This window comes from Limnohabitans sp. (assembly GCF_040401495.1).
GTDB lineage: Bacteria > Pseudomonadota > Gammaproteobacteria > Burkholderiales > Burkholderiaceae_C > Limnohabitans.
Genome location: NZ_JBBAOI010000016.1, coordinates 1 through 26,814, shown reverse-complemented (window position 1 = coordinate 26,814; position 26,814 = coordinate 1). Strand labels below are relative to the sequence as shown.

Genomic DNA, 26,814 nt, shown 5'->3' with positions numbered 1-26,814 from the left:
TTTGTTTTTGACCGCACAAAATGGGTGCAAAACTAGGGTTAACGATAGGTTCATGGCACCAATTCAGGGCTTGACCAGGCACAAGGTTTCTTGGGAATTTGAAGCGACAATGCATTTGAAAATAACCTCTGTTCGCTTATGCAAAACGACCCCTTTGTCCATGTGATTTCGCATCCCTTGGTGCAACATAAATTGACCTTGATGCGCCGCAAGGACGCCAGCACCAGCAGTTTCAGGCGCTTGCTAAATGAACTATCGATGCTCATGGCCTACGAAGTCACCCGCGACATGGAAATCAGCTACGTGTCTGTTGATACACCTATGGAGACCATGCAAGCGCCCACCATTGATGGCAAGAAATTGGCACTGATCAGCATTTTGAGAGCGGGAACAGGGATTTTGGATGGCATGTTGCAAGTGGTGCCAGGTGCCAGAGTGGGACATATTGGGCTTTATCGCAACCCCGACACTTTGCAGGCCGTGGAGTATTTTTTTAAAGCCCCACAGAACATGCCTGAACGAGATGTGATTGTGGTCGACCCCATGCTGGCGACAGGCAATTCAGCTGTTGCTGCCATTACGCGGATCAAACTCACCCATCCTAAGTCCATCAAATTTTTGTGCTTGCTGACCTGCCCAGAAGGTGTTGCTGCCATGCGAGAAGCCCACCCCGATGTGCACATTTTCACGGCATCGATTGACCGGCAATTGAATGCTGATGGCTACATCCTGCCTGGCTTGGGCGATGCAGGCGACCGCATCTTTGGTACCAAATAATGACGACCCTTCGTTCCTTGCTTTTTGTCCCAGGCGACAGTGAAAAAAAACTGGCCAAATCCACCAGCACCGCTGCTGATGCTTTGATTTTGGATTTGGAAGATTCTGTCGCACCCGAGCGCACAGCAACTGCTCGTGCAATGGTGGCTGAGTTTTTGCAATCCCATCGCCAACGCACCCATCAACAACTGTGGGTGCGTATCAATCCGTTGCAAACCTCACAAGCCTTGGCCGATTTGGTGGCAGTCATGCCAGCACGCCCAGACGGCATCATGCTTCCCAAGCCCTTGAATGCGCTGCATGCCCAGCAACTGGACCATTACTTATCAGCACTTGAAACCCGCGAGGGCCTATTGTTGGGTTCGACTCGCATCATCCCTGTCGCCACAGAAGTGCCTGGTGCTTTGTTCGATTTGCAAAGCTATGCGGGCTCATCCGCTCGTTTACAAGGCTTGACATGGGGCGCAGAAGATTTAGCAACCGCCGTTGGTGCGAGTTCTAACCGCGATGCGTCAGGCGAGTTCACTTTCACCTATAAGCTTGCCCGCTCGCTTTGTTTGTTGGCCTCGGCCCATGCACAAATTCAAGCCATCGATACCTTGTCTGTGGATTTCAAAAACATGCAGACACTGGCGCTTGATGTGCAACAAGCCCGCCGCGAAGGCTTTAGCGGTAAATTGGCTATCCACCCAGATCAGATCGAGGTAATCAACCAAGGCTTCACCCCTTCCACTCATGAACTCAACCATGCGCAACGCATCGTTGATGCGTTTGCCCAAGCAAGCGGCGCAGGGGCAGTGCAATTGGACGGCAAAATGGTGGACAAACCTCACCTCACGCAAGCCTTGCGCTTGCTCGAACTTTCTAGGAAAACCTGATGGCTGGTCTGTATTTCGAAGCGTTTTATGTGGGGCAAGTCTTTCAACATGCGATTCGTCGCACGGTGAGCGAAATGGACAATGTCATGTTCTCTGCACTGACCCACAATCCCGCTGCCTTGCACCTCGATGAGGAGTATTGCAAACACCATACCGAATTTGGTCAACGCATTGTCAATAGCGTTTTCACCTTGGGTTTGATTGTGGGTGTTTCAGTCGGCGACACCACCCTTGGCACCACAGTGGCCAACTTGGGCTGGGACGAGGTAAGGTTTCCCAAACCTTTGTTTCATGGGGATACCGTCCGAGTGGAAACCGAGGTACTTGAGCTACGAGAAAGCCAATCTCGCCCACGCAACGGCATTGTGATTTTTGCCCACAGAGGCTACAACCAACACAATGTACTGATCGCCTCTTGCAAACGCACTGCTTTGATGTTGAAGACACCCACGGACGCCACCGCATGAACTACCTCTTCGAACCTCACACCGTTGTCGGTCTGCCAATTGCAGGACGACCCGAATGCTTCCCAGTCAGACGTGTTTACTGTGTGGGAAGAAATTACGCTGCTCACGCAAGGGAAATGGGGTTTGACCCCGATCGTGAACCGCCGTTTTTCTTTTGCAAAGCCAATGATGCGCAATCGGTCGTTCCAGTACCCGCAGATACAACAGTTTCGATTGCCTATCCTTCTTTAACCAGTAACTACCACTTTGAGATCGAGTTGGTGGTGGCGATTGGCAAGGCGGGTAAAAACATTGCCATCGAACAAGCCAGTGAACATATTTTGGGCTACGCCGTCGGTTTGGACATGACGCGCAGAGACCTGCAAATCAAAATGCGTGAGCAAGGACGCCCTTGGGAGATTGGCAAGGCCTTTGATTACGCCGCCCCGATCGGCGTGTTGCACCTCAAATCTGACACTGGCGAAATCAACGCAGGGGAAATTGGCTTGAATGTGAATGGCGAAGCCAAACAAAAAAGCGATATCTCCCACTTGATTTGGTCTGTGAATGAGACCATTGCCAATCTCTCAACCTTGTTTGAATTGCACCCAGGTGACCTGATATTCAGTGGCACCCCCGATGGCGTGGGACCTGTGAAAGCTGGTGACACCATGCTGGGATTCATTCAAGGACTTTCATCCATCTGCGTAAAGGTAAGCCCATGACCATACCCACCTTAGAGTCCTTCACAGCACAATCCCTTGAAGAGGGGTTTGATGAAATTTTGGTTCGAGAATGGGCCTCGGATTTGAAAATCGACACGCATACCCATCCTTTTGATGTCAGCGCTTATGTCCAACGTGGTGAGTATTGGCTCACAGTGGGAGAAAAAGTCACGCACCTGAAAGCTGGCGACTATTTCCGACTGGCACGCAACATCGAACATGCTGAGCTTTATGGCTCTGATGGTGCCACTGTATGGGTGGCCCGCGCCAACCACTGATGGCCCAGTCGCGCAGATCGACACTGGCCTTGTTGGGTGCTTTAGCCTGCACCCACCACTCTCCCCAAAGCTTCGCACAAGCAACACATGCCCTACCCGTGTTGCGTGTGGCCATTATTTCTAGAACTGTTTTTTATGCGCCTTTATGGGCTGCGCTTGCCCAGCATCTTTTTAGGGATCAGGGCTTGTCGGTCGAGATTACCGTTTTCGACAACGCTGAACGTATCACCCAAGGCCTGCGAGAGGGGCAAATAGACATTGCCATCTCTACCCCTGAGTCCATCATGGTTGACGCCTACAACCATGGGCCTTTGCGAATGGTGGCGGGTAATGCGGAAAAACTGCCGCATCAAATCATTGCCAGACCGCACATCAAATCCGACAAAGATTTGAAAGGCGCCAGGTTTGGGGTCTTGTCCCTCAAGGAAGGGACCGCCTATTTGGTCAAACGCTATGCGCAATCGGTAGGTCTCAAGCCCGACGAATACAGCGTAGTCGCAGTGGGGGGAGCGCCTACACGTTGGAAGCGTTTGCAAGAGGCGAGTATCGATGTGGGTTTTCAGCCCTTCCCTTTAAGCTATGTGGCCGAAGAAGCTGGCTACCCTAATTTAGGCGCCATTGCTTCTTTGGTTCCAGATTGGCTCTTTACCTCGGTGAATGTTCACACGCAATGGGCGCAACAAAATGCGCAAGCTTTGCGGCAATTCTTAAAGGTGCTGCTGTTGGCCCAAAACCAATTAACCCAACAACAACAGGCATTGACACCTATGCTTGCCCTTGAGCTTCAAACCACCCCCGCATTTGCCAGCCGCTCCATAGAACAAGCCCTGCGTTTGCAAATGTTTGCGCCACAACTGCGGGTTTATGAGCCCGCTGCCAAAGCCGTCTTTGAAGCCCTTAAAGATACAGGACAAATAACAGCGCAAACTGCATTCAGCTTGGAGACTTTTTTTGACGCAAGCTATCTCTGAGGCAATACCTGCCAACACCACGCACATGGTGTATGCACATGGCTTTCGCTCCAGCCCTCGTTCATTCAAAGCCCAGTTCATTGGGCAATGGCTGCAAGCACACAGGCCAGACATAGTATGGTTTTGCCCTCAACTGCCAGCCTCACCCAATGCCGCAGCCAAGATGCTCTTTAATACCGTACATGCATGGCCCAAGCATTCGATGGCTGTCATAGGTTCATCTCTTGGAGGGTTTTATGCAACCTGGCTGGGCGCCTTGATGCGTTGTCGCACAGTTTTGCTCAACCCTGCAGTACATCCGGCCAGAGACTTGGTCTCTTACATAGGGACACAAACCGCTTGGCATAACCCGCTTGAACTTGTCACATTCGAACCGCACTTCATTGAAGAGCTGAAAACTTTGTATGTGGGTCTGGGAAGAAAAGCATTGGGAGATATGTCTGCCAGTGAAGATACAGCTCAGCAAGACACCCATAGCTTGCTGAATATGGTTGCAAAGGGTGATGAGGTGCTGAGTTGGCAAGAAATGGTTGCAAGGTACCCTTTGGCCCAACTTCATCTGATTGAAGGCTCAGATCATGGCATATCAGACTTCGAACAGCATTTTTCTGTGGTGAAAAACTACCTTGGACTTTGAAGTACCCGTGCTGCAGTTTGGCAAGCCCTGCTCGGACCTGTAACAAATCAGTTCAAAGAAGAAATCAAGTATTTGTATTTATCCATGCTAACTGCTGTTTCAAATGCGCTGGAAAACTCTTTAGCGGCTCTGATGAGCATTCTTTTGGGAACAAATTCTTTGTATTTCATTTTGTGCAAAGAAAAAAGGATAGGTCCATGACGGGTTCTACTGTCGACCTCCATCATGAAGTTGCCCAATTTTGCATTGGCTTGCTCACTTAAGAATTCAATTTCACGGGTTTGAACCTGAGAGTTCACTGGAAATGCTTGTGCACCAAAGATAATTTCATTCGCTTGCGGATTGACGCGTGCCCAAAAAGGGTAATCAAAACCAGTAGGCACAAACACATCGTTGTGGCTGTCGATGCGAGCCTCTGCCCTGGATCGATTAAACATGGCGCAAATGGATTCATTGGTGACCTCGTGAGAGCGCAATATGTTGGGCTCTGCATCTGCAATCAAGGCACGTGTCTCTTCAATATTTTCAATGATGTAGCTTGCAAGCTTAGGAATTTGCTTCTTTAAAAATCTTTGCTTTTTTAGCACGTCCAGCAAGCAGCTGTAGATATCTTCAAACTGATTGGGCGTGACTTGCAAACCAGGCGGTGCAGTTTGTGAGATGACATCGCGGTAGTATTTTTCTGGCTTGAGAACAACAAAATCCCCATGGATTTTCATGTTCTCATAAATTTTTTCTAAGGAAATACCAAACAAAAAATGCTTGATACTTTTTTGCTCACAAATCGCTTTGTAAAAAGTTTGGGTCGCAGCCTCTACCGACTCTTGAAATGAGGAGAGGTTGTCAGAGTCACTTCGCGGATGATGGATTTTGTCAAGCAAAACAGAGCGTTTCTAAGAGGTGTCATGCAGATAATCGTCAAATCATGACTTAAGTTAAGCGAATAAGTGCCTAAAAACATTACAAAACCATCATTTCAAGGGAAAAACTACATACCCGTCATCAAATAAGTCAACTAAACCATACATCCGACGGATTCAGGGGGGCTGTAAGGGTCACCTTCACCACACTGCCCTGCTCTGTTGTCATTGAAATACGTCCATGGTGCAAATGAATGATTTCAATACAAAGGCTCAAGCCTAGGCCATGGCCATCGACTTGGCGTGTATGCGATGAATCGCCTCGGTAAAAACGCTCAAAAGCGCGTCCAGTGAGGTCTTTCACCACTTCTTGGGTGGGGTTGGAAATTGAAAATTCCAAAGATCCGTTGTGCCGCTTCAATTGAAAATCAATCCACCCATTGGGTACGTTGTAGTTGACGGCATTGACATACAAGTTTTGAATCAGTTGGTAGACCAAGTTTTTGTCGCAGCGCCAAAGGATTTGGGGTTCGATATGGGATTTGATGCTTAAGTTGGATGGAAAAAGCTGGGCATCTTCCACCATTTGGAAAATAACATCGCTGAAATTAATTTGAGTCGTGTCAAGTTTCAAGCTGTCTGAATCTGCACGGGAGAGCAAAAGCAGTTTTTCAGTGATATCAATCAAGCGCTCAATTTCTTCGCCCATCAGGCGCAAGCGAATTTGCGCAGACGAACCACTGGGAAGTTCGGCAATGCCCAACTCCACATGTCCTCGCAAAATAGTTAAAGGGGTACGTAACTCATGGGAAGCGTCGGCAGAAAACCGCTGTGACTGCAAAAAACTGTTGTGCAAGCGTCCACGCAATTCTTCAAAAACTGCCGTGAATGCTTTGAACTCGTTGTAGTCAGCCGTGACTTCCAAAGGTTCATTGAGGTTTTTAGATGAAAGTTTCTGCAAGGTCTGCTTGATACTGTTGATGGGCTTGAGCAGCACAGAAGCCATCAACCAACTGACCACCAGTAGCATCAAGGCAATGACAGGAAATACGTACTGCATGACGCGGTTGCGAATACCCCAAAGCTCATTGGTCGACCTCTTGACCACTGCTTGTTCCACCAAAAGCATTCGAAGGCTTGAGGTTTGCCTAACCGCGGTCCATTCCTCTTGATTCAAGGTGATCAGTGAAAACTCAAAATCTGGGACTGGGCTGCCTTGGATGTCTTCCCACTTCGTAGGTGTTGCATGGGCTTGCTGACACAAGTTAGACAAGCTGCTTGCAGCAGACGGACTTTCGCAATAAATATAGGTAGTGGGCAAACTCTCCATCCAAGATTGCGACCTTGCCGCATCGGCGCAATGTTTGAAATCATCTTTAGTTGCTTGGAGTTGAGTGCATTGCTGCAAAACCTTGACCATGCCCGATTGAATACGCTCGTGCAGGTATTGGGCTGCAAAATATTGGCTTAAGTAACGGTTGAGTAAGGTGACAAACAAGATGCAGACAAGGAACAAGAGCATCAACCGAAGTCTGAATGAATTTCTCACGCCACGCCTTCAAGGTTGATGCGATAGCCCACGCCGCGTATAGATTCAATAGGGAATACTGACTTGTTATTTTTTTCAGAGATCAATTTTTTTCGAATGCGCTGAACACACACATCAACCACGTTGGTTTGCGGGTCAAAATTGAAATTCCAAACATGCTGCAATATTTGTTTGCGTGAAAAAATATAGCCAGGAGAGCGCATCAAGTAGTCAAGTAACAGGAACTCACGCTGGCTAAGCACTGCGCTTTGGTCTTGCCAATCGGCTTTTCGTGTCAACCGATTGAGGGTAATGCCTGCAACGCTGAAAATGTCCTCGTTATGGCTTGCATTGCGTCCCAATAGCGAGCGAATACGTGCAATCAGTTCCTCGATAAAAAAAGGCTTGGCCAAATAATCATCTGCGCCCAAATCAAAGCCATGCAGGCGATCGGGCAAATCGGTCTTGGCACTCAAGACAATCACAGGCGTTGCAATGCCCATGGGCCTGATTTTTTGCAATAACTCAAAGCCGTCCATGCCCGGCAACATGATGTCTAGCACCACCAAATCATGCTGCGCTTGAAGAACGGCCTCTAGCCCTTGCAGACCATTGTCAATGTGATCGACTGCCATGCCGCAAGCACGAAGCCCTTGACAGATAAATGAGGCTATTTTGGGTTCATCCTCAATCAGCAGTATGCGCATGGTCTTTGTTTCAGTTGAATTCCGTCAAAAGTTGGCCTGCAAGCGTTGCCTGCTCTTTCAAGCCCTGCAGGTCGGCGATCTGTTGTCCATTGACCCAAACCCCATGTACCCCTGAGGCCAAGGTATTGAGTCGGGCGGCACCGCCAGGCAAATCAAACACGCGGTGCTTGGGGCCACGACCTACGGTTGTCGGGTCAAAGAGCAACAAGTCTGCTGCAAAGCCCACTTGCAAAAGTCCACGGTCTTTCAAGCCAAGCACCTTGGCTGGTTGCGAAGTCAGTTTATGCACAGCCTGCGTCATCGACATCAGCCCTAGGTCTCTGGCCCAGTGGCCTAAAAGGTGCAAACCAAAGCCTGCATCGTTGAAGAAGGTTAAATGCGCCCCCGCGTCGCTGAGTGACACCAAGCTGTGCGGGTGGTTGAGCAAGCGAGCTACCGCATCGGTATCGCTGTTGAGCAGCTGCGCAGTGAAGACGGTTTGCAGGTCTTCTTTCAGCGCCAAGTCCAGCGCGAAATCCAAGGGGTCTTGGCCCGACCGCTGGGCCAAATGCGCAACACTGTGCTGCTCATAGGCTTGGTGGGCAGCTTGTATGGTCTGCACCACATGCACCTTGTCCCATTCGTTGTTGAACAAGCGGAAAGTGGCGGTTTGGGACAGCTCATCTTTGACCGATTGTCGAAAGAACTTGTCTGCCAATATTACTTTCAGGGCCTCATGCGACAAACCCATGGCAGGTCGCCAACTCACCAAGCCTTCGACGGGGTAGGCAGAGGCAAAGGTGAAGTCCATGGTTAAAGGACAGCACGATACCTGCCCAATCATGTCTATGCCTTGTGCATTGGCTTGGGCGATGGCGTTCATGTCCTTGAACACTGCGTCGGGGTTGGTACTGTTGTGCAGCAAAGCTGCCACCATCACTGGCCTGCCACTGGTTTTTGCGAGCGACTGCAAAAACGACATGGGCATTTGCCCGCCCTTGGTGACCATGTAGACGCCACGGCCAAGGCTAGCCATGGCAAGGGTGAGTTGCATCATTTCTTCATCACTGGCCAAACGCGACGGCATGGGGAAACCTCCCTCCCCGTTGTGCGCCGGGCTGGTGCTGGTGGCAAAGCCCACGGCGCCAGCGGCCATGGCCTCTTTGACGATGTCGGCCATGGCGTCAATTTCTTCCTGTGTGGCTTGTCGTTTGTTAGCTTGCTCGCCCATGACCCAAGTACGAACCGAGGAGTGACCAACATAAGCTGCAATATTGATGGCACACCCTTTTTGCTTGAGCATGGCCATGTACTCGGGGAAAGTTTGAAAACGCCAATCGATGCCATCGCGCAGCACATCCAGCGACATGCCTTCCACCTGGGTGAGGTTGCGCATGGTGAGTTCACGGTCTTGCGGGCGACAGGGCGCAATAGTGAAGCCACAGTTGCCAATGACGGCGGTGGTCACGCCCATGGCGGGTGAAGGGCGCACATAAGAATCCCAAGTGATCTGGGCATCGAAATGGGTGTGCGAGTCGATGATGCCTGGCATCAATGCCAAACCTTGGGCATCAATCGTTTGGCCGGCTTGGGCTTGCAACTGGTCGTCCAGCGCCACAATGCGACCTTCATGCACGGCAAGGTCTTGGACCCGAGGTTCGCTCAAGGTACCATCAAACACCAAAGCTTGGCGGATCAGCAAATCGACTGGGTGGGAAAGCTTCATGGAAATCATCACATCTGAGTTGAATACTTACAAAACCCATCATTATGAAAGCGATGCCATGAAAGCGAAGTCACTTAGGTTCATGCCACTGATGTGCATGCTAGCGTGTATTTGCCTGCCCGCTGCCGCCCATACTGCGCAGTGTGAGGCATGGGAAAGCCAGCTACAAACCGCGATTCGTGCGGCCAACCAGTGCGAGACCAAGCACCAAGCCTGCTTGGCCAAAGAATTTGGCAACCCCATGCGAGAGCTGGATTACTGTAAAAAAGTCTTTAAAAACTGCGAATCCTTGGACGCAAGGCCAGAGTCGGGCAGCTTGCCCAAGGATGTCGCTGACTACAAAAAGCAATGCCAGGGCTGAGCTGGCAGTTCTTAAAGGCTTAGCGCTCTATCGTCAGCGACACGCCCATGCCGCCGCCAATACACAGCGCGGCCAAGCCTTTTTTGGCGCCGCTGCGCTGCATCTCGTGCAACAGCGTCACCAAAATGCGGCAGCCAGATGCGCCTATGGGGTGACCAATGGCAATCGCGCCGCCATTCACGTTCACCCGCTTGGGGTCAATGTCCAAAGCCTGATTCACCGCACAAGCTTGCGCTGCAAAGGCTTCGTTTAACTCAAACAGATCCACATCCGAGGCCTTCCAACCCGCACGCTCCAGCGCTTTGCGTGAAGCTGGCACAGGGCCCATGCCCATGGTGGCGGGGTCTAAGCCCGTGGTGGCAAAAGAGGCGATGCGACCTAAAGGCGTCAAACCCAAAGCCTTGGCTTTGGCAGCGGTCATGACCATGACGGCGGCCGCGCCGTCGTTGAGGCCCGAGGCATTACCCGCGGTAACGGTTCCTGCTTTGTCAAACGCTGGGCGCAAGCCCGCCAAGGCTTGGGCATTGGTTGTCAGGTTAATGAATTCGTCGGTAGCAAACACCACGGGATCGCCTTTTTTCTGGGGCAACAAGACTGGGGTAATTTCGTCTTTGAACTTGCCAGCCGCTTGCGCAGCGGCGGCTTTTTGCTGGCTGGCCAGCGCCAGCGCATCTTGCATATCGCGGCTGATGTTGTTTTGCTTGGCCACGTTTTCAGCGGTGATGCCCATGTGGTACTGGTTGTACACATCCCACAGGCCGTCGACGATCATGCTGTCAATCAACTTCCAGTCACCCATGCGTTGGCCGTCACGTGAATTGGGCAGCACATGGGGTGCAGCGCTCATGTTTTCTTGGCCACCCGCGATGACGATCTCGCTGTCGCCCCAAGCCACCGCTTGGGCGGCCAGCATCACGGCTTTAAGGCCCGAGCCGCATACCGCGTTGATGGTGAGACCTGGCACCTCTTTGGGAATGCCGCCCTTCATCAGCGCTTGGCGAGCAGGGTTTTGCCCTGCACCGGCGGCCAAAACCTGACCCATGATGACCTCGCCCACCAATGCGGGGTCAATGCCAGAGCGGGCCACCACATCTTTGATGATCAAGCCGCCGAGTTCGGTGGCGCTGAGTTTGGCCAAACTGCCGCCAAATTTGCCCACGGCGGTACGGGCGGCTGAAACGATCACGATGTCTTGCATGGTTGGTCTCCTTAAATAATGGCGCAGAGTGTGAACCCAAAAACTTACACCAAAGCCACAAAAGCCAAGAAAATTAATTTGTGTCATACAATTTAATCAGGATGTATGACAAGGAGCCATCATGCTGTCAGTTCGACTCCCCGAAGCCATGGAGCGAGATTTAACGCAGTATTGCGCGGTCCGCAAACTTACCAAATCGCAAGTCGTCCAAGAAGCCTTGGCCGAGTACTTGGTCGCGGCGCAAACGCCGACAGACGCCAAGCCAGCGCCGCAAGCGGATCTGTCGTTTTTGGCGCCTGATGATCCGATTCGTCAATTCATTGGCATTGCCAAAGGTGGCATGAGCACGGATGAACTCATGCGCATGACGCGTGGCGATGATTGGAATCAGCCGTGATTTTGGTGGACACCAATGTGTTGGTCGATGTCATACACAACGACCCCATTTGGCTGGACTGGTCGCTCAGGGCATTGAGCAAGGCCCAAAATCAAACCGTAGTGACCAATTTCGTGGTCTATGCCGAGCTACACACCCACGACACCGCTGGCCCGCACATTGATGTTTTTTTAGATCAGTTGAACTTACAGGTTCTGGATTTATCCAAGCCAGCCGCGCAACTGGCAGCCCATGCGTTCAGGGCTTACCGCCAACGCGGCGGCACCAAAACCGGCGTACTTCCCGACTTTTTTCTTGGTGCCCATGCCCAAGCCGATGGCTACCAACTGCTGACCCGAGATGCGGGGCGCTACAAAACCTATTTCCCCAAAATCAAACTGATTTGCCCCTGATTCCTCAGCAGGTCAAAGCCGTGCCTGCATGATGGGACTAAGAGCGTCGTTGCTTTATCTTATTCAGCGGGGTTATCGGGGTTGGTTTTGATGGCACAGGTGCTCAAACCGAACAATGAGTAAATCATGCAAAGGCGAAACACCCCTGTAGCCATCAGAATGATGCCCAGCCATGCAAATGGGCCCAGCACGCCAATGGCCGCCAAAATGATCAGTGCCAAACCAGCGACGATGCGAAGCATGCGGTCGATGCCGCCAACGTTTTGAATCATGATGTTTCCTTAAAGGTTGTGGGTCGTCTCAGGCCTTGAGCAAGGCAGCGCTGACCCAACGCGCCACATCGGGGGCCGACATCGCCCCAGGCTGTCTGGCAATCTCGCGGCCACCCGCAAAAACCGCCAAAGTCGGAATGCTTCGAATCAAATGCAGAGTGTTCATGACATGTGAGCCTTCAAAGAGCGTTCAAAGGAATTTTGGCGTAGGCAATGCCATTGTCTTCCTTGGGTGGCAACTCACCAGCGCGGATATTGATTTGCACCGCGGGCAAGATGAGCTCAGGCATTTCCAAGGTGGCGTCACGCTTGGTGCGCATCTCCACAAACTGGGCTTCGCTGATGCCGTCATGCACATGGATGTTCTTGGCCTTTTGCTCGGCCACCGTGGTCTCGAAGTTCACGGGGCGGTCGTTCGGTGGGTAGTCGTGGCACATAAATAAGCGGGTGGAGGGAGGCAGGCTCAAAATTTTGCGGGTAGAGGCGTACAAGGTTTTGGCGTCACCACCTGGGAAATCGCAGCGTGCGGTGCCCACATCGGGCATGAACAGGGTGTCGCCCACAAACACCGCATCGCCAAACTGGTAGGCCACGCAAGCAGGGGTATGGCCAGGCACATACAGGGTGTGACCAGTCAGGGCGCCCACGGTGATGGCGTCACCGTCGGCAAACAGGTGATCGAACTGTGAGCCGTCCAACTTGAAGCTGGCCTCCATGTTGAAGATACCCTTGAAGACTTTTTGCACGCCGCTGATGTGGTCGCCAATCGCGGTTTTTCCGCCCAAATGTTGCCTCAAGTAAGGCGCGGCGCTCAAGTGGTCGGCATGGGCATGGGTTTCCAAAATCCACTCCACCTTCAAATTGTTGGCTTTGACGAAATCGATAACTTTGTCAGCAGACTTGTGGCTGGTGCGGCCCGACTTGGGGTCGTAGTCCAACACCGAGTCGATGATGGCGCAAGCAGAGCCTGGCTTTTCGTAAACCACATAGGTGACGGTCCAGGTGGCGGGGTCAAAAATGCCGTGAACAAGCGGGTTGACAGTAGCGGTGCTCATCAAGATTCCTTTTCAGTTAGATACTAAATAATATATTGACATATATATTGTTTGTCAATATACTTTTCACATCTTTTTGATCTACAACAGAAAAACTGTATATGGACACCTCTACTTTAGACCTCGACAAAATGAAAGCATCGGCTGGCAAAGCCTGTCAGATGATGAAAGTACTCTCCAACCCCGACCGCCTGATGCTGCTGTGCCAGCTGTCCCAAGGCGAAAAACGGGTGGGCGAGCTAGAAGAGATTTTGGGCATCGTGCAGCCTACCTTGTCTCAGCAACTCACGGTTTTGCGTGACGAAGAGCTGGTGACCACCCGCCGTGACGGCAAAAGCATTTATTACCAAATCGCCAGCCCCCAAGCGCTGGCGGTGATGAACGTTTTATTCGAGCAATTTTGCGGGCCACTTACAGGAGACAACTCATGACTATCGATTGGATGTATTTCACCCCTTGGGCGTCGCTTGTCGGCGGCCTGATGCTGGGCGTGGCCTCGGCCATGTTCATTTTGCTCAACGGCCGTATTTTGGGCATCAGCGCCATCATGGGCGGCCTCATGCCCCCCAAGGTGGGAGACACCTGGTGGCGCGTTGCTTTTTTGCTGGGTTTGTTTGCTGCGCCCACGGTGTTTCACGCCGTCATGCCAGTTGAATGGGTGACGGCCCCGCGCATTGATGCTGGCGTGTTAAGCGTCATTGGCGCAGGTTTATTGGTTGGTATAGGTACCCGCTACGCGGGGGGATGTACCAGTGGCCACGGCGTGTGCGGTTTGTCGCGCCTCTCCCCTCGCTCATTGGTCGCCACCCTGTCCTTCATGGGTGCCGGCTTTTTAATTGTTTATGTTTTGCGTCACGCTCTTCAAGGATGACACCCATGATTCACAACAACACATTTCACCGCATCAGCGAATTTTTGGTTGGCCTCTTGTTTGGCCTAGGCCTGATGCTCTCGGGCATGACCGACCCCGGCAAAGTCATTGGTTTTCTTGACCTGTTTGGCGTTTGGGACCCCTCCTTGGCGCTGGTCATGGGCGGGGCGATTGCGGTCGGTTTCTTCGCCTTTGGCGTAGCCAAAAAACGCACCACCCATTTTTTCGGTGGCGTGTTGCGATTACCCGCCAACAGCCAGATTGACAAGCCCTTGGTGATGGGTAGTTTGCTGTTTGGCGCCGGCTGGGGGTGGGCCGGTTTTTGCCCAGGACCTGCTTTGGTGTCCATGGCCGATGGTCAGCCTAAAGCCTTGATATTTGTTGCTGCTATGTTGGTAGGTATGTTGGGCTTTGAGTTGATGGACCGTTTCGTCCACTCACCAACAGAATGACGCACCGCTCTGGCTGGCTGCCCTCGGTGCCTCTGCTGGCATGGGGTCGAACTTACAACCGCGACACTTTCACCAGCGATTTGGTGGCGGCCCTCATCGTCACCATCATGCTGATCCCACAAAGCTTGGCTTATGCCTTGCTGGCGGGGCTGCCGCCCGAGGTGGGTTTGTACGCCAGCGTCGCCCCTTTGCTGCTGTATGCGGTTCTGGGCAGCAGCCGCGTGTTAGCGGTGGGCCCCGTGGCCGTGGTGTCGCTGATGACCGCCGCTGCGGTGGCCGAACACGCTGCGGCGGGCACCCATGCTTATTGGCAAGTGGCCATCACCTTGGCGTTTTTGTCGGGCGGCATGTTGCTGATGATGGGTTTGTTGCGGCTGGGTTTCTTGGCGAACTTTTTAAGCCACCCCGTCATCTCAGGTTTTATAACGGCCTCGGGTTTGCTGATCGCTTTGAGCCAACTCAAGACCCTCATGGGCGTGCAAGCCGAGGGCCATAACTTTGTCGAACTGTTGTCTTCGCTGCTGCACCAAGCATCGAACATTCATCTGTTGACTTTGGCCGTAGGCATTGCAGTCACCGTATTTTTGTTTTGGGTGCGCAAGGGCTTGAAGCCTATGCTGATTTCAGCGGGTTTGAAGCCAAAGCTCGCCGATGTGCTGGCCAAAGCCGGTCCCGTGGTGGCAATTGCTTTGACAACAGTTTTGGCATGGTCGCTCGACTGGCAGGGTCAAGGCATGAAGTTGGTGGGCACGGTGCCGCAAGGCTTGCCACCCCTCACCTCACCGCTGTGGGACTTGGCACTCTGGCAAGAGCTGTTGGTTCCAGCATTACTGATCAGCGTGATGGGGTTTGTGGAGTCGGTGTCGGTGGGCCAAACCTTGGCCGCCAAACGGCGTCAGCGCATTGAGCCCGACCAAGAGTTGGTGGCCTTGGGTGCCAGCAATTTGTCAGCCGCTTTCACCGGTGGCTTTCCCGTCACCGGCGGTTTTGCCCGCTCGGTGGTCAACTTTGACGCCGGTGCCGTGACCCCTGCGGCGGGTGTGTTCACCGCAGTAGGCATCACCTTGGCCTCGCTGTTTTTAACCCCCGCTTTGTTTTATTTGCCCCAAGTCACCTTGGCGGCCACCATCATCGTGGCGGTCTTGTCGCTGGTGGACTTCAGTATTTTGAAATCCACCTGGCGCTTCTCCAAACTCGACTTCATGGCGGTGGCCACCACCTTGCTGGCCACCTTGCTGGTGGGTGTGGAAAGCGGTTTGGTGTTGGGCGTGTTGGTGTCTTTGGCGCTGTTTTTGTTGCGGGCCAGCCGTCCGCACATCGCCACCGTCGGTTTGGTGCCTGGCACCGAGCATTTTCGCAATGTGCTGCGCCACGAAGTGTTGGTCAGCCCCAAGTTGGTATGTTTGCGGGTGGACGCCAGCATGTTTTTCGCCAATGCCCGGGGCATTGAAGACCGCATCAACGCCGAGGTGGCGACCCGCCCCGAGTTGCAACACGTGTTGCTGCAATGCTCGGCGGTGAACGACATCGACGCCAGTGCCTTAGAGAGCTTGGAGGCGATTGCCAGCCGCTTGAAAGACTCAGGGATAGCCCTGCACTTCTCAGAAATCAAGGGGCCGGTGATGGACAAGCTGAGCACCACCCACTTTTTAGAGCACTTGCATGGTCGGGTGTTTTTGACCAACTACCAAGCGATTCAAGCCCTTACACCCGAGGTGATCTAGCTCCCAAAGGGGTGATGGCTATAATTTTTTTATAGCTAATTCACTCTAAAGGGGCCACACCTTGGCACATACTTCTTGCTTTGCAGCCCTGTCATCCGATCAACCGCTGGTGGCTCACCACATCGAGCGGCGCACCACGGGTCCGCAAGATGTGGCCATCGATATCGAGTTTTGCGGTGTCTGTCACACCGATTTGCATTTCGCCAAAAACGACTGGGGACGCAGCAACTACCCGCTGGTGCCTGGTCACGAAATTGTGGGCACCGTCAAAGCCGTAGGTTCGCAGGTGAAGAAATTCAAGCTTGGCCAAAAAGTGGCGGTGGGTTGTTTTGTCAATTCCTGTCACACCTGCAGTTCTTGCGCTGTCGACTTAGAGCAGTACTGCCTCAAGGGTGTAACTGGCACCTACAACGCTGCAAGCGTCGACCCTGGCGGCTTCACTTATGGCGGTTACTCCAAAAACATCGTGGTCGACGAGCATTTTGTGCTGCGTATGCCGGACAAGCTCGACCCCGCAGCAGCAGCGCCCTTGCTGTGCGCTGGCATCACCACCTATTCGCCGCTCAAGCACTGGAACATACAAGCAGGCATGACGGTGGGCGTCATTGGCTTAGGTGGTTTGGGACACATGGGCATCAAGTTTGCCCGTGCCATGGGCGCGAAAACCATCATGATCACCACCTCAGCCCACAAGGCCCAAGACGCCTTGCGTTTGGGTGCTGATGGGGTGCTGCTGTCCAACGACGCTGCCGCCATGCAAGCCATGGCCAACCAGTTTGATTTTTTGCTCAACACCATTCCGGTCTACCACGACTACAACGTCTACCTGCCGCTGTTGAAGGTGGACGGCACCCAGTGCATCGTCGGCACGATTGGCATGAACGCCGAACTCAATGCACGTTCACTCATCATGGGCAGACGCAGCATTGCCGGGTCTTTGGTGGGTGGCATCCAAGAAACCCAAGAGATGCTGGACTTTTGCGCCCAGCACCAAATCGTCTCTGACATCGAGATGATTCCCATGAACGGCATCAACCAAGCCTATGAGCGAATGCAGCAAAGCGATGTGAAATACCGCTTTGTGATTGACATGTCCACCCTCGCCTAAACCCTGCACACCATGAACAACTACACCACCTTGCGCTACGAGGTAGCCGAGCACGTCCTCACCCTCACCCTGAACCGCCCAGAGCAAATGAATGCGTTCACGGTGGAGATGTCGCACGAACTGATACACGCCTTCAACCGCGCCAGCGACGACGACACGGTTGCCGCGATTGTGGTCACCGGTGCGGGTAAAGCTTTTTGCGCTGGCATGGACTTGAGCATCGAGGGCAATGTGTTTGGTTTGAATGAACACCTGCATCCCACGCTCAAAGACATGCAAGACAAACTTGATGACCCCGAAATGGTTGACGGGGTGCGGGACTCGGGCGGCAAGGTCACCTTGGCCATGTTCGATTGCAAAAAGCCCATCATCGGCGCTATCAACGGCGCAGCGGTCGGCATAGGCGCCACCATGACCTGCGCCATGGACATACGTTTGGCCTCGGACAAAGCCCGTGTGGGTTTTGTGTTCAATAAAATTGGCATCACGCCCGAAGCCTGTTCGAGCTGGTTTTTGCCACGCTTGGTGGGTTTACAAACCGCCTTGGAGTGGTGCTACACCGGCGACATCCACAGCGCCGACACCCTGCTTTCTGCGGGCTTCGTCAAGGCGGTTGTTCCTTCAGACGCATTGCTTGAAGAAGTCTACAAATTAGCCCGAAAAATGGTGGCACACAGCCCTGTGGCCATTGCCTTGACCCGTCAGATGCTCTACCGTAACGCTGCGCTTGACCATCCCTTGAAAGCACACCAAGTGGATTCACTGGCCATCTTTTACGCCAGCCAAACCAGTGGCAAAGAAGGTGTGGCTTCGTTCCGTGAAAAGCGTGCTCCTGTTTTTACAGACAAAGCCTCCAGCGATATGCCCGACTTTTACCCTTGGTGGTCTTAAAGCCAACGCACACCCATGACCTCTATTTATGAGCAAGACCTGGACAAAACCTCGGCCAATTTCGCGGCCCTCTCCCCCGTCAGTTTTTTAGAGCGCAGCGCAGAGATTTACCCCGACTTGAGCGCTGTAGTTCACGGCGAACGCCGCTACAACTGGGCGCAGGTGCGTGAGCGCAGCGCCCGTCTTGCCGCAGCGCTGCAGGCGGTTGGTATTCAACGCGGTTTCACCGTGAGCGTGATGCTCTCCAACACACCCGAGATGCTGGAGGCTCACTATGCTGTTCCAGCGGTGAATGCAGTGTTACATGCGCTCAATACACGGCTAGACGCCGCGCTGATTGCTTGGCAGATGAACCATTGCGAGGCCAGCATCCTCATCACCGACCGAGAGTTCTCTGCCACCATGAAGGAAGCGTTGAGCATTCTTCGAGGTCAATACCAACGTGATGTGCTGGTGATCGATGTGGACGACAGCGAGTACACCGGCACGGGTGAGCGTCTGGGTGAATTGGAATACGAAGCTTGGTTAGCCAGTCACTCCCCTGTAGCCCACTTCAGCGCCCCGCAAGACGAGTGGGATGCGATTGCCGTGAGTTACACCTCGGGTACCACCGGCGACCCTAAGGGCGTGGTGACCCACCACCGAGGCGCTTACCTGAATGCAGTCAGCAATGCAGTGACTTGGCACATGCCCAACTTCGCTCGCTATTTGTGGACCTTGCCGATGTTTCATTGCAATGGCTGGTGCTTTCCTTGGACCATCGCCATGCTAGGCGGTGTGCATGTGTGTTTGCGCAAAATCGACGCCGCCTTGATCTTGCAAGCCATGGCGGAGCACCACGTCGACCATTACTGCGCCGCCCCCGTGGTGCACAACCTGTTGATACAAGCCTCTGCGCATTTGCAAGCTGCAGTAACGCACAGGGTTAAAGGCATGGTGGCGGGTGCCAGCCCGCCTGCTTCCATGCTGGAGGGCATGGCCAAGTTGGGGTTCGATATCACACACGTTTATGGTTTGACCGAGGTCTATGGCCCCGCCTCGGTGTGCGTCAAGCGAAGCGATTGGTCTGCCCAAAGCTTGGACAAGCAAGCCACGCTGAATGGGCGACAAGGTGTGCGCTATCCCTTGCAAGAGGGAATGACCTTGAAAGACCCGCAAAGTTTGGCTGACACGCCCGCTGATGGGCAAACCATGGGTGAAATCATGTTTCGCGGCAATATCGTCATGAAGGGCTATTTGAAAAACCCACGAGCCACCGCAGAGGCCTTTGAAGGCGGCTGGTTCCATTCCGGCGACTTGGGCGTGATCGATGCCCACGGCTACATGAAGATCAAAGACCGCAACAAAGACATCATCATCTCGGGCGGCGAAAACATCAGCAGCATTGAGGTAGAAGATGCGCTGTACCGCCACCCAGCGGTGCTGGCCTGTGCAGTGGTGGCCAAACCTGACGATAAATGGGGCGAAACGCCGCTGGCTTTTGTGGAACTGCACAACGGACACGACGTCGACGCCGAGCAACTTCAAGCGCATTGCAAGACGCTGCTGGCGGGCTACAAAGTTCCCCGTACATTTGTCTTCGAAGCCATACCCAAAACATCCACCGGCAAGATTCAAAAATTTCAACTCAGAGAAAAAGCCAAAACGCTTTAGGCCTCACCACTGGAGATAACCATGCTTGACCACTTCCCCCTGTCCGCCTCTGAATTTGACGGCCCCGTGTTGGTCACGGGTGCTGGTGGTTGTATCGGCAGCTGGGTATTGGCGCTGCTCACCCACGCAGGTGTGCCCGTGTCCGCTTTCGATTTGAAAGCCGACACCCGCCGCCCCGCTTTGCTGATGTCCGAAGCAGATTTGAAGAAAGTGCATTGGTACGAAGGCGACATCGCCGACACCGCTGCAGTCAAAGCCGCGGTGCAGCACAGCAAGGCCCGCGCCATCATCCATTTGGCGGCGCTGCAAGTGCCTTTTTGCCGCGCTGACCCCGTGGGTGGTGCTTTGGTGAATGTGGTGGGCACGGTGAATGTGTTTGAAGCCGCCAAGGATGCTGGCATCAAGCGCCTGAGCTATGCCAGCTCGGTGGCGGCCTACGGCGCCTTGGAAAACGGCGCAGCGATGGCCACGCTCTACGGTGCTTACAAGTACTGCAACGAACAAACCGCAAAGGTGTATTCAGAGGAAAACGGCGTTCACAGCGTGGGCATACGCCCGGGCGTGGTGTACGGCGTGGGCCGTGACCAAGGCATGACCTCTAAAACCACCGTGGCTTTGCTGGCCGCTGCCGCCCATCAAGCCTATGACATTCCTTTCAGCGGCCATGTGTCATGGTTGTTCGCTGCTGAGGCTGCCAGCGCTTTCATTCGCAGCGTAGCCAAAGAGCGTGTGGGTGCGCCGGTGTTTGACTTGAACGGTGTTTACGCCTCGGTGGAAGAAGGCATGGCTATTTTGAAAACCATCGCACCTGACGCCAAGCTAGGTATTAAGGGCGAACCGCTGGCGTTTCCCATGAATAAATCGGATGAACCATTAAAGGCATTCATTGGCGACTACGGCCAAATGCCCTTGGCCCAAGGCATAGAAGCCACCTACAAGGCCTTTGCCCAATTGCTTCAAGACAAGCGTATCAGCGTGGCAAATATTGCTTGAGTCAGGCCAAGTCTTGTAAGAGGCGGCAAAGCGCCTTGGGCGAGGTCACCATGGCATCGTGGCCAGCGCCCATCTCTAAGTACTGCCAATCGCTTCGGGTCTTGGCGTACTCGCGCGAGGCGGTGGTGGCCAAGTAATGCGGGATGACGGCGATATAAGTGGCTGGCAAGCCATTGCCCAAGGCATGGGTCAAGGTCATCTTGCTTTCATAGGTCGACAAAGGATGAGGTGTGCATTGGCTTTTCACCCATTGAGCGTCTTCGGCCTCGGTCACCCCAAAGACAGAAGGCTCAGGCGCTGGCAGTGAGACGCCCCCTGAGGTCTGCTGGGCCAAGGCTCGTCTGGCTTGCACCATCTCTGGCGGAATAATGTCAAACACGCTTTGACCGTTTTGCAGCAACAAAGCATCAAGGTAGACCAACTGGCTTATGCGCTCAGGCATTCGGTCTGCCACGCCGCTGATGCTGATGCCTGCAAAGCTGTGCCCCACCAGCACCACGTTGTGCAGGTCATGCGCGGTGAGGAAGTCTGTAATGTCTTGGATGAATGTCTCTAGACTGATGTCTTTGGAGAGCAAATCAGCCTTTTCACCCACACCAGTTTGGGTGGGGGTGTAAACCTCTAAACCTTGCGCTATTAGCAAAGGAACCAACTTGCGCCAGCACCACGCTCCATGCCAAGCACCATGTACCAAAACAATGGGCGAATTTATGCTGGGAATGGATTGCTCCTCAGGTTTGTCTTCAGGCTTGGCGGACTTCCAAGCAATAGCTCGCCATGTACGGATGGCTAGTAACAAGCATACTCGCTTGAGTTCGCCGTTTTGGCCTTGTCGCAACAGCTACCACTGAATTTTTGACCCTTATCAAACCTGATACAAAAAGAATAAATAATTATTCAAACATCCCCTTTTCGTGACGATACTGAAGGTGTAAAGAGGTTTTTTGAGCTCCGAATTTAATAGAATCACGATCATTACAAAACTGTCATTAATGAAGAAAGTTACCGCATGCAACTCATGGATACGCCAGACAACAAAGAAAAGTTGGTCGATGCCATCAAATTGTTTTATGACAACGTTATGGAGCAAAAAGACCTTCGCCACTTTTTCTTTGGCATGACCATAGAAAAGCTCGTCAAAGATATCGAGCTGTACCAAGATTTTTTCATGCCCAAGCCTGAGCGCTATTACAGGGAATCTTTTTCCCAAACGTCCCCCTCCGCTATTCAAATCAAGGCACCCCAATTTGATGAGCTGCAAATTACTTTGCAAACCTCTTTGCGCTCGGGCGGCTACCTCAAATCTCAAATACCTGTTCTGTCAGCCAAGTTGCTTGAGATGTTTGAAGAATCGCGCGCCCAAATGGCTGACGAAAACATCAAGGTATGGAAAACTTTTGAGGTGAGCAACCAATTGGTGTGCGACCTCTACAACGCCAACCGCACAGATGCCAGGTTAGAAAAAAATGGCGATGTTTACGGCTCGCGCGGTTTTTTCTACCCGTTTTGGACAAGGGTGGCGGGCGACACCAAACAACTGATCTTCATTGGCCAAGGTTTCTCCACCAGTGTGGACACCCCTTTGTCGACTGTTGAGGCGTTTTGCAACAATGTGAATGAAAAATTCAGCCACCAAAAATTCCAAATTCGCCAAAGCCCCAAGGGGCCTGTTCTTTTTGCGCGTCACGCCATCTCCTATGCCCACGGCGTTCCCACACGAATGCTCATGCGGGCAGCCAAACAATTTGCCACGACTTTTGAAGGGGCAATGAACATGGACAACGACAAGCTGCTGAAAAATATCATTCGTTAATTTTGTTGTTTTTGATAAATTTTTAGTCGATTATTGTTTTCGTTTAAGATGATTAGTAACGATGTAGTTCGTTTTAATCTATTTTTTGAAAATAATAACCATGTGGGACTTGAGTTTGTTAGATTGGGCGTTTTTAACAACCATTCTTTGTTCCATCGCTATTGGAGCCTACCGAGGCTGGTTACCGCAGGCTTTGTCTATGCTGGGTTTTGTCGCAGCCTTTGTGGCGGTCGTGAAACTTGGCCCCTCTATTGGCGCTTGGTTACCCCTTGGCGGCCCAGGTGAGGCACTGCGTGACGATATGGGCGCACTCATCGCTTTGATCGTTACTTTGTTACTAGGCCATCAAGCGGTGGTCTTGCACCGCCAATTGTTTACCCGCAGCGGACCTCAACCGGCGCACCGTACCTTGGGTGGCGTCTTTGGCATGGTGTCAGGGGTGTTTGTGTTGCTGCTGGTGTCAGCCATGATTGACCTCACCGCTTGGCGAGAATCGAGTTGGTGGAAAGGCACTGCAGAGGAAAGCGTGACGCGCTTTTTGCTGGATCACATGAAGTCCAGCGTCAAACCCAGCGAGGCCAATCCGTCTACTTGACGGACTCTTGCATATAAGTCTGGGTGGTTTTCACCGCTTTATCCAACACCGATGCCGCACCGCTGACCCCCACGGTGGCGACAAATATGCCGAGTAAAAACGAAATCAGGTAGCCCATGCTGGTGCCTTCAAAGTGGGTAGACGTTCCTTGCGAACCTCTTGACCACTGATACATCGGCACCAATTGGCAGAACATGAACAGGCTTTAAACGCTGTTTTTGCTGATGAAGTCGCCCATGCGTTGCAAACCTGCATGAATGGCTTCATCAGACGCCGCGTAGCTGAAACGAATGTGCTGACCGTCGCCCGGCACCCGTGGGCCAAAGTGAATGTCTGCCAACACAGCAACACCGGCTTCTAGCAATAAACGCTTGCGAAATTCCTCAGAGTCTGCACAACGCGTCAAACGGCAAGCCTCGGTGACATTGGGCCATGCATAAAAAGCGCCGCCTGGGCTTTGGCACTTCACGCCAGGGAGTTGGTTGAGCAAACTCACAATCAGGTTGCGACGCTTCAAAAACACCTCACGCATATGGTGGGCATCGTCTTGCGGGCCATTCAACGCCGCCACACCCGCCCACTGGGTGATGTGGGAGGCACACGACTCGGTGTTGGTGATCCAGTTGGTGAAATACGGCGCCAACTTTTTATTGGCGGTAAAGCCCAAACGCCAGCCTGTCATGGCCCATGTTTTAGAGCAACCGTCCGAGATGATGGTGCGCTCTTGCATACCAGGCAAAGAAGCGATGGAGTTGAACTCGCCGTCATAGACCAGCTGGCCATAAATTTCATCGGCGAACACCCAGACTTGGGGATGCTTGCGCAATATTTCTGCAATTGCTTCAAGGTCGGCTTTGGGAATGATGCCACCTGTCGGGTTTTGCGGTGAATTCAAAATCAAGAGCTTGGTTTTGGGTGTGATTTTGTCGGCCAGCTCTTGCGGATCAAAACCAAAATTGCGCGATTCACGCAGGTAAATAGGCACCCCCACTGCGCCATTGGCCTTGATTTGCGAGTCATAAATCGGGAAACCCGGCACGGGGTAAATCACCTCGTCACCCGCACCGTGGTCAGTCACCGACTGAATGGTGTAGCCAATGAAAGGTTTTGCACCGGCACCCACCACCACGTCGTCGGCGTGCACCTGAATGCCACGGGTGCGTGAAAAATAGTCTGCTGCGGCTTGGCGCAACTCGGGAATGCCTGCCGAAGGCGTGTAGCCATGCTTGCCTTGTTGGATGGCCGCGATGCCTGCATCTTGAATGTGTTGGGGTGTTGCAAAGTCGGGTTGACCTATGCAAAACGAAATGATGTTGCGCCCTTCACGAATCAGCTTGTTGACCTCGGCCAACACCACAAAGGCATTTTCTGTACCCAAGCTTTGGGCACGTTGACTCAAAGCGGCCATGCTCAGACGCCTTCGATGATGCGCATGTCCCGCACCACAGCGTTTTTGCCCAAAGCGACCAAGGCCTCTTGGTAGCCGGGGCTGTCATACACCGCCATCGCAGTGGCAAGGTCAGCAAATTCGATGAGCACGGTGCGCTCCATCTTGCCGTTTTCTTTCACAGCGGCTGGCATGCCACGGGCCAAAAAAGTCCCTCCTGCCGCTTGTATGGCGGGTAGCGCCAACTTGGCGTAGGCGGCGACAGCGTCGGTGTCTTTGATTTCTTGGTAGACGCTTAACAAATAGGCTTTAGGCATGATGAAGTCCTTGAAAGAATACGGCAAGAGAAAGAGTGGCTTAGAGTTTAGAGCCAAACTCCCTCAGGGTAGACCCCAAGTTCTCGGCGAGAATAAAAGCATGAACTGGCTGGTCAAAATCATTTTTCTATTTTTCGCCATCGTGCTGCTGTCAGTGGTGTTGCTGTTGTCCTTGCTGGGCCTGCTGCTAGGCCTGCTGCGCTGGTTGATCACGGGGCAAAAACCGCAAATGGCGGTGATATTCAGCACTTACCGTCAATGGCAAAAGCAAGCAGCACAACAGATGCGTGGTCGCAGATCAGATGAGGACATCATTGAAGCCGAGGTGCGTGAAGTGCCCAGTGTGCGCTTAGAAGACAAGCCCTGATCAGTTCAATCTAAACCGCCAAGCCCATGCCGCCAAGGCTAGCCATCCAGCGACATAGCTTGGCAGGTGCAGCAGCGCCAATGCACAAACCCCCGCCAAGGCCAATGCATGGATTTGCTGCATTTGCAAAGCCGACTGCAGGGACTTTAAAGCCGATGGGCTGAGCGCCTCGCCCATGTGCGCCACATAGGCGGCCAACAATACCGATGCCGCGGAAATCACGCAGGCGACAACAAACAGAACACGGCTAGCGTTTTTCATAAAAGGAATGCAAAGCAGAAGGTAGAGAGGGTTATGATTTTTGACATGACAACATCTCGCCCATTACATCATTGGGCAATCTTTTGCAGGGTAGTGGATAACCATGGCGACCTTGGCATGTGCTGGCGGCTTGCATCCCAGTTGGCAAATAAGGGCAAACATATCACGCTGTATGTGGACGACGCCAGTGCCTTGGCGTGGATGGCACCTGTTGGCTGCAAGGGTGTGAGCGTCAAGCCTTGGCCTACAGAGGCTGGCGCATACAACCCGATGGTGCCGCCCGATGTGGTGATCGAGGCCTTTGGCTGCGAATTGCCACTGCATGTGCAGGCAGCCATGGCAAGCCAAACCAAGCCCTCTGTGTGGATCAACTTGGAGTATTTCAGCGCCGAAGCTGTCTCAGTACGTAACCACGGTCTGCCCTCGCCCATCATGAGCGGTCCGGCCAAGGGTATGACCAAATGGTTTTTCTACCCTGGGCTGGATGTGCACAGCGGCGGCTTGCTGCGCGGCATTCCTCTTTCTACGACAAGCCATGCACCAAAGCCAACTTCACACAACAGCTTGCAGCCCTTGCGCATCAGCCTGTTTTGTTACGAACCCGCCAGCATGGCGCTGTGGCTCGAGCAGTTAACCCAACTGCCTCAAGCGGTGCAGCTGAGCGTGACCGCAGGCCGCGCCGCACAAGCGGTGCGTCGCGCCCTGCAACAACAGGAACACCATCCCACGCTTGAAGTCACTGCCTTGCCCTATCTTTCACATGCAGCGTTTGACGACATGCTGAGTAAGCAAGACTTGAATTTAGTACGTGGTGAAGATTCTTTGGTGCGTGCCATTTGGGCAGGCAAAGCATTTCTCTGGCAAATTTACCCGCAAGACGACGGGGCACATATCACTAAGCTGCAGGCCTTTTTAGATGCCACCCATGCGCCTCCCGTGGTGGTGCAAGCCCACTTGGCGTGGAATGCAGACCAAGCCACACCCTTACCCGTTTTAAACCCTGAGGTCTTGCAGGTATGGACCCATTGGGTATGTGCTTTAAGAGGGCGTTTAGCAGGTCAAACCGACTTGCTAACGCGCTTAGAAAGCTTTGCAGCGGCGCACGGCTAAAATAACTGCTTTTCCAAGCCCCTACCTTTATGAAAATAGCTCAAGAAATTCGCGCCGGCAACGTCATCATGCACGGCAAAGACCC

35 protein-coding genes are annotated in these 26,814 nt (G+C 53.0%); 22 read left to right on the top strand and 13 right to left on the bottom strand.

What is annotated here, in order from left to right:
* Positions 1 to 138 precede the first annotated feature (138 nt).
* Genes upp through AC9UEO_RS10120 form a run of 7 tightly spaced genes read left to right on the top strand, consistent with a single transcriptional unit; the run spans position 139 to position 4,712 of the window.
* Positions 139 to 777 carry a uracil phosphoribosyltransferase gene (gene upp / locus AC9UEO_RS10150; protein ID WP_509532761.1) on the top strand — a complete coding sequence of 213 codons (639 nt, stop codon included), beginning with the start codon at positions 139 to 141 and terminating at the stop codon, positions 775 to 777.
* The gene (locus tag AC9UEO_RS10145) at positions 777 to 1,655 is read left to right on the top strand and encodes an HpcH/HpaI aldolase/citrate lyase family protein (RefSeq protein WP_509532758.1); all 879 of its coding nucleotides are present in this window, start codon (positions 777 to 779) and stop codon (positions 1,653 to 1,655) included. Before upp ends, AC9UEO_RS10145 begins: the two co-directional genes overlap by 1 nt.
* Positions 1,655 to 2,122, top strand: coding sequence for a MaoC family dehydratase (locus AC9UEO_RS10140; RefSeq protein ID WP_509532755.1), 468 nt, complete (start codon positions 1,655 to 1,657; stop codon positions 2,120 to 2,122). Before AC9UEO_RS10145 ends, AC9UEO_RS10140 begins: the two co-directional genes overlap by 1 nt.
* Entirely contained in the window at positions 2,119 to 2,826 is a 708-nt protein-coding gene (locus AC9UEO_RS10135; protein ID WP_509532753.1) for a fumarylacetoacetate hydrolase family protein, read from the top strand. Before AC9UEO_RS10140 ends, AC9UEO_RS10135 begins: the two co-directional genes overlap by 4 nt.
* Entirely contained in the window at positions 2,823 to 3,104 is a 282-nt protein-coding gene (locus AC9UEO_RS10130; protein ID WP_509532750.1) for a cupin domain-containing protein, read from the top strand. The genes AC9UEO_RS10135 and AC9UEO_RS10130 overlap by 4 nt, the downstream gene beginning before the upstream one ends.
* Positions 3,080 to 4,075 (top strand): ABC transporter substrate-binding protein, encoded by a 996-nt coding sequence (locus tag AC9UEO_RS10125; protein ID WP_509532747.1) that lies wholly within the window; start codon positions 3,080 to 3,082, stop codon positions 4,073 to 4,075. The genes AC9UEO_RS10130 and AC9UEO_RS10125 overlap by 25 nt, the downstream gene beginning before the upstream one ends.
* On the top strand, positions 4,056 to 4,712 hold the full coding sequence (locus tag AC9UEO_RS10120; protein ID WP_509532744.1) for a YqiA/YcfP family alpha/beta fold hydrolase: 657 nt from the start codon (positions 4,056 to 4,058) through the stop codon (positions 4,710 to 4,712). The genes AC9UEO_RS10125 and AC9UEO_RS10120 overlap by 20 nt, the downstream gene beginning before the upstream one ends.
* 47 nt (positions 4,713 to 4,759) lie before the next feature.
* On the opposite strand, the gene AC9UEO_RS10115 is transcribed toward AC9UEO_RS10120, so the two are convergent.
* The 4 genes from AC9UEO_RS10115 to AC9UEO_RS10100 form a co-directional block, all read right to left on the bottom strand.
* The gene (locus tag AC9UEO_RS10115; RefSeq protein ID WP_509532742.1) at positions 4,760 to 5,593 is read right to left on the bottom strand and encodes a hypothetical protein; all 834 of its coding nucleotides are present in this window, start codon (positions 5,591 to 5,593) and stop codon (positions 4,760 to 4,762) included.
* Positions 5,594 to 5,723: 130 nt separating this feature from the next.
* Positions 5,724 to 7,094 carry a sensor histidine kinase gene (locus AC9UEO_RS10110; RefSeq protein ID WP_509532739.1) on the bottom strand — a complete coding sequence of 457 codons (1,371 nt, stop codon included), beginning with the start codon at positions 7,092 to 7,094 and terminating at the stop codon, positions 5,724 to 5,726.
* A 23-nt stretch (positions 7,095 to 7,117) separates the two neighbouring features.
* Complete coding sequence (locus AC9UEO_RS10105; protein WP_509532736.1) at positions 7,118 to 7,807, bottom strand: response regulator transcription factor; 690 nt, start codon at positions 7,805 to 7,807, stop codon at positions 7,118 to 7,120.
* Between the two features lie 10 nt (positions 7,808 to 7,817).
* Positions 7,818 to 9,512, bottom strand: coding sequence for an N-acyl-D-amino-acid deacylase family protein (locus tag AC9UEO_RS10100; protein ID WP_509532734.1), 1,695 nt, complete (start codon positions 9,510 to 9,512; stop codon positions 7,818 to 7,820).
* On the opposite strand from AC9UEO_RS10100, the gene AC9UEO_RS10095 reads away from it, so the two are divergent.
* On the top strand, positions 9,511 to 9,873 hold the full coding sequence (locus AC9UEO_RS10095) for a hypothetical protein (RefSeq protein WP_509532731.1): 363 nt from the start codon (positions 9,511 to 9,513) through the stop codon (positions 9,871 to 9,873). The genes AC9UEO_RS10100 and AC9UEO_RS10095 overlap by 2 nt on opposite strands.
* Before the next feature lie 19 nt (positions 9,874 to 9,892).
* Here AC9UEO_RS10095 and AC9UEO_RS10090 read toward each other — a convergent pair whose 3' ends face one another.
* Entirely contained in the window at positions 9,893 to 11,071 is a 1,179-nt protein-coding gene (locus AC9UEO_RS10090; protein WP_509532728.1) for an acetyl-CoA C-acetyltransferase, read from the bottom strand.
* Between the two features lie 121 nt (positions 11,072 to 11,192).
* Here AC9UEO_RS10090 and AC9UEO_RS10085 point away from each other — a divergent pair, with 121 nt between their 5' ends.
* Together AC9UEO_RS10085 and AC9UEO_RS10080 are read left to right on the top strand one after the other, a co-directional pair.
* On the top strand, positions 11,193 to 11,468 hold the full coding sequence (locus tag AC9UEO_RS10085) for a YlcI/YnfO family protein (protein WP_509532725.1): 276 nt from the start codon (positions 11,193 to 11,195) through the stop codon (positions 11,466 to 11,468).
* Complete coding sequence (locus tag AC9UEO_RS10080; protein WP_509532722.1) at positions 11,465 to 11,860, top strand: type II toxin-antitoxin system VapC family toxin; 396 nt, start codon at positions 11,465 to 11,467, stop codon at positions 11,858 to 11,860. Before AC9UEO_RS10085 ends, AC9UEO_RS10080 begins: the two co-directional genes overlap by 4 nt.
* A 59-nt stretch (positions 11,861 to 11,919) precedes the next feature.
* Here AC9UEO_RS10080 and AC9UEO_RS10075 read toward each other — a convergent pair whose 3' ends face one another.
* The 3 genes from AC9UEO_RS10075 to AC9UEO_RS10065 are packed head-to-tail and all read right to left on the bottom strand — an operon-like array spanning position 11,920 to position 13,187.
* Positions 11,920 to 12,132, bottom strand: a complete 213-nt coding sequence (locus AC9UEO_RS10075) for a YgaP family membrane protein (protein ID WP_509532719.1) — start codon at positions 12,130 to 12,132, stop codon at positions 11,920 to 11,922.
* Positions 12,133 to 12,160: 28 nt separating this feature from the next.
* Positions 12,161 to 12,298: a thioredoxin family protein gene (locus tag AC9UEO_RS10070; protein ID WP_509532717.1), complete on the bottom strand. Its 138-nt coding sequence runs from the start codon at positions 12,296 to 12,298 to the stop codon at positions 12,161 to 12,163.
* 13 nt (positions 12,299 to 12,311) lie between these two features.
* On the bottom strand, positions 12,312 to 13,187 hold the full coding sequence (locus tag AC9UEO_RS10065) for an MBL fold metallo-hydrolase (protein ID WP_509532714.1): 876 nt from the start codon (positions 13,185 to 13,187) through the stop codon (positions 12,312 to 12,314).
* A 101-nt stretch (positions 13,188 to 13,288) separates the two neighbouring features.
* Here AC9UEO_RS10065 and AC9UEO_RS10060 point away from each other — a divergent pair, with 101 nt between their 5' ends.
* From AC9UEO_RS10060 to AC9UEO_RS10025, 8 genes are all read left to right on the top strand, one after another.
* Positions 13,289 to 13,618, top strand: a complete 330-nt coding sequence (locus tag AC9UEO_RS10060) for an ArsR/SmtB family transcription factor (RefSeq protein WP_509532711.1) — start codon at positions 13,289 to 13,291, stop codon at positions 13,616 to 13,618.
* Positions 13,615 to 14,058, top strand: a complete 444-nt coding sequence (locus AC9UEO_RS10055) for a YeeE/YedE family protein (RefSeq protein ID WP_509532709.1) — start codon at positions 13,615 to 13,617, stop codon at positions 14,056 to 14,058. The genes AC9UEO_RS10060 and AC9UEO_RS10055 overlap by 4 nt, the downstream gene beginning before the upstream one ends.
* 5 nt (positions 14,059 to 14,063) lie before the next feature.
* Positions 14,064 to 14,510, top strand: coding sequence for a DUF6691 family protein (locus tag AC9UEO_RS10050; protein ID WP_509532707.1), 447 nt, complete (start codon positions 14,064 to 14,066; stop codon positions 14,508 to 14,510).
* Entirely contained in the window at positions 14,507 to 16,234 is a 1,728-nt protein-coding gene (locus tag AC9UEO_RS10045) for a SulP family inorganic anion transporter (RefSeq protein ID WP_509532704.1), read from the top strand. The genes AC9UEO_RS10050 and AC9UEO_RS10045 overlap by 4 nt, the downstream gene beginning before the upstream one ends.
* A gap of 61 nt (positions 16,235 to 16,295) precedes the next feature.
* Positions 16,296 to 17,342, top strand: coding sequence for an NAD(P)-dependent alcohol dehydrogenase (locus AC9UEO_RS10040; RefSeq protein ID WP_509532701.1), 1,047 nt, complete (start codon positions 16,296 to 16,298; stop codon positions 17,340 to 17,342).
* A 12-nt stretch (positions 17,343 to 17,354) separates the two neighbouring features.
* Positions 17,355 to 18,233 (top strand): crotonase/enoyl-CoA hydratase family protein, encoded by an 879-nt coding sequence (locus tag AC9UEO_RS10035; RefSeq protein WP_509532699.1) that lies wholly within the window; start codon positions 17,355 to 17,357, stop codon positions 18,231 to 18,233.
* A 15-nt stretch (positions 18,234 to 18,248) separates the two neighbouring features.
* Complete coding sequence (locus tag AC9UEO_RS10030) at positions 18,249 to 19,886, top strand: acyl-CoA synthetase (protein WP_509532696.1); 1,638 nt, start codon at positions 18,249 to 18,251, stop codon at positions 19,884 to 19,886.
* Between the two features lie 21 nt (positions 19,887 to 19,907).
* Complete coding sequence (locus AC9UEO_RS10025) at positions 19,908 to 20,879, top strand: NAD-dependent epimerase/dehydratase family protein (RefSeq protein ID WP_509532693.1); 972 nt, start codon at positions 19,908 to 19,910, stop codon at positions 20,877 to 20,879.
* A gap of 1 nt (position 20,880) precedes the next feature.
* On the opposite strand, the gene AC9UEO_RS10020 is transcribed toward AC9UEO_RS10025, so the two are convergent.
* Complete coding sequence (locus tag AC9UEO_RS10020) at positions 20,881 to 21,717, bottom strand: alpha/beta hydrolase (protein ID WP_509532690.1); 837 nt, start codon at positions 21,715 to 21,717, stop codon at positions 20,881 to 20,883.
* 171 nt (positions 21,718 to 21,888) lie between these two features.
* Here AC9UEO_RS10020 and AC9UEO_RS10015 point away from each other — a divergent pair, with 171 nt between their 5' ends.
* Both AC9UEO_RS10015 and AC9UEO_RS10010 read left to right on the top strand, forming a co-directional pair.
* Positions 21,889 to 22,692 (top strand): hypothetical protein, encoded by an 804-nt coding sequence (locus tag AC9UEO_RS10015; protein ID WP_509532687.1) that lies wholly within the window; start codon positions 21,889 to 21,891, stop codon positions 22,690 to 22,692.
* 100 nt (positions 22,693 to 22,792) lie between these two features.
* Positions 22,793 to 23,287, top strand: a complete 495-nt coding sequence (locus tag AC9UEO_RS10010) for a CvpA family protein (protein ID WP_509532685.1) — start codon at positions 22,793 to 22,795, stop codon at positions 23,285 to 23,287.
* Here the strand turns inward: AC9UEO_RS10010 and AC9UEO_RS10005 are convergent.
* From AC9UEO_RS10005 to AC9UEO_RS09995, 3 genes are read right to left on the bottom strand one after another with little or no spacing between them, the layout of a single operon-like run.
* Entirely contained in the window at positions 23,280 to 23,483 is a 204-nt protein-coding gene (locus AC9UEO_RS10005; RefSeq protein ID WP_509532682.1) for a hypothetical protein, read from the bottom strand. The genes AC9UEO_RS10010 and AC9UEO_RS10005 overlap by 8 nt on opposite strands.
* A gap of 9 nt (positions 23,484 to 23,492) precedes the next feature.
* Positions 23,493 to 24,695, bottom strand: a complete 1,203-nt coding sequence (locus tag AC9UEO_RS10000; RefSeq protein WP_509532679.1) for a pyridoxal phosphate-dependent aminotransferase — start codon at positions 24,693 to 24,695, stop codon at positions 23,493 to 23,495.
* Positions 24,696 to 24,697: 2 nt separating this feature from the next.
* Positions 24,698 to 24,991 carry a DUF1330 domain-containing protein gene (locus AC9UEO_RS09995; protein ID WP_509532676.1) on the bottom strand — a complete coding sequence of 98 codons (294 nt, stop codon included), beginning with the start codon at positions 24,989 to 24,991 and terminating at the stop codon, positions 24,698 to 24,700.
* A 100-nt stretch (positions 24,992 to 25,091) separates the two neighbouring features.
* On the opposite strand from AC9UEO_RS09995, the gene AC9UEO_RS09990 reads away from it, so the two are divergent.
* Positions 25,092 to 25,358 carry a hypothetical protein gene (locus tag AC9UEO_RS09990; protein ID WP_509532674.1) on the top strand — a complete coding sequence of 89 codons (267 nt, stop codon included), beginning with the start codon at positions 25,092 to 25,094 and terminating at the stop codon, positions 25,356 to 25,358.
* Here AC9UEO_RS09990 and AC9UEO_RS09985 read toward each other — a convergent pair whose 3' ends face one another.
* Positions 25,359 to 25,619 (bottom strand): DUF423 domain-containing protein, encoded by a 261-nt coding sequence (locus AC9UEO_RS09985; protein ID WP_509532671.1) that lies wholly within the window; start codon positions 25,617 to 25,619, stop codon positions 25,359 to 25,361.
* A 33-nt stretch (positions 25,620 to 25,652) separates the two neighbouring features.
* Between AC9UEO_RS09985 and earP the strand changes: the two genes are divergently transcribed.
* Positions 25,653 to 26,729: an elongation factor P maturation arginine rhamnosyltransferase EarP gene (gene earP, locus AC9UEO_RS09980; RefSeq protein ID WP_509532668.1), complete on the top strand. Its 1,077-nt coding sequence runs from the start codon at positions 25,653 to 25,655 to the stop codon at positions 26,727 to 26,729.
* Positions 26,730 to 26,814: the final 85 nt, after the last annotated feature.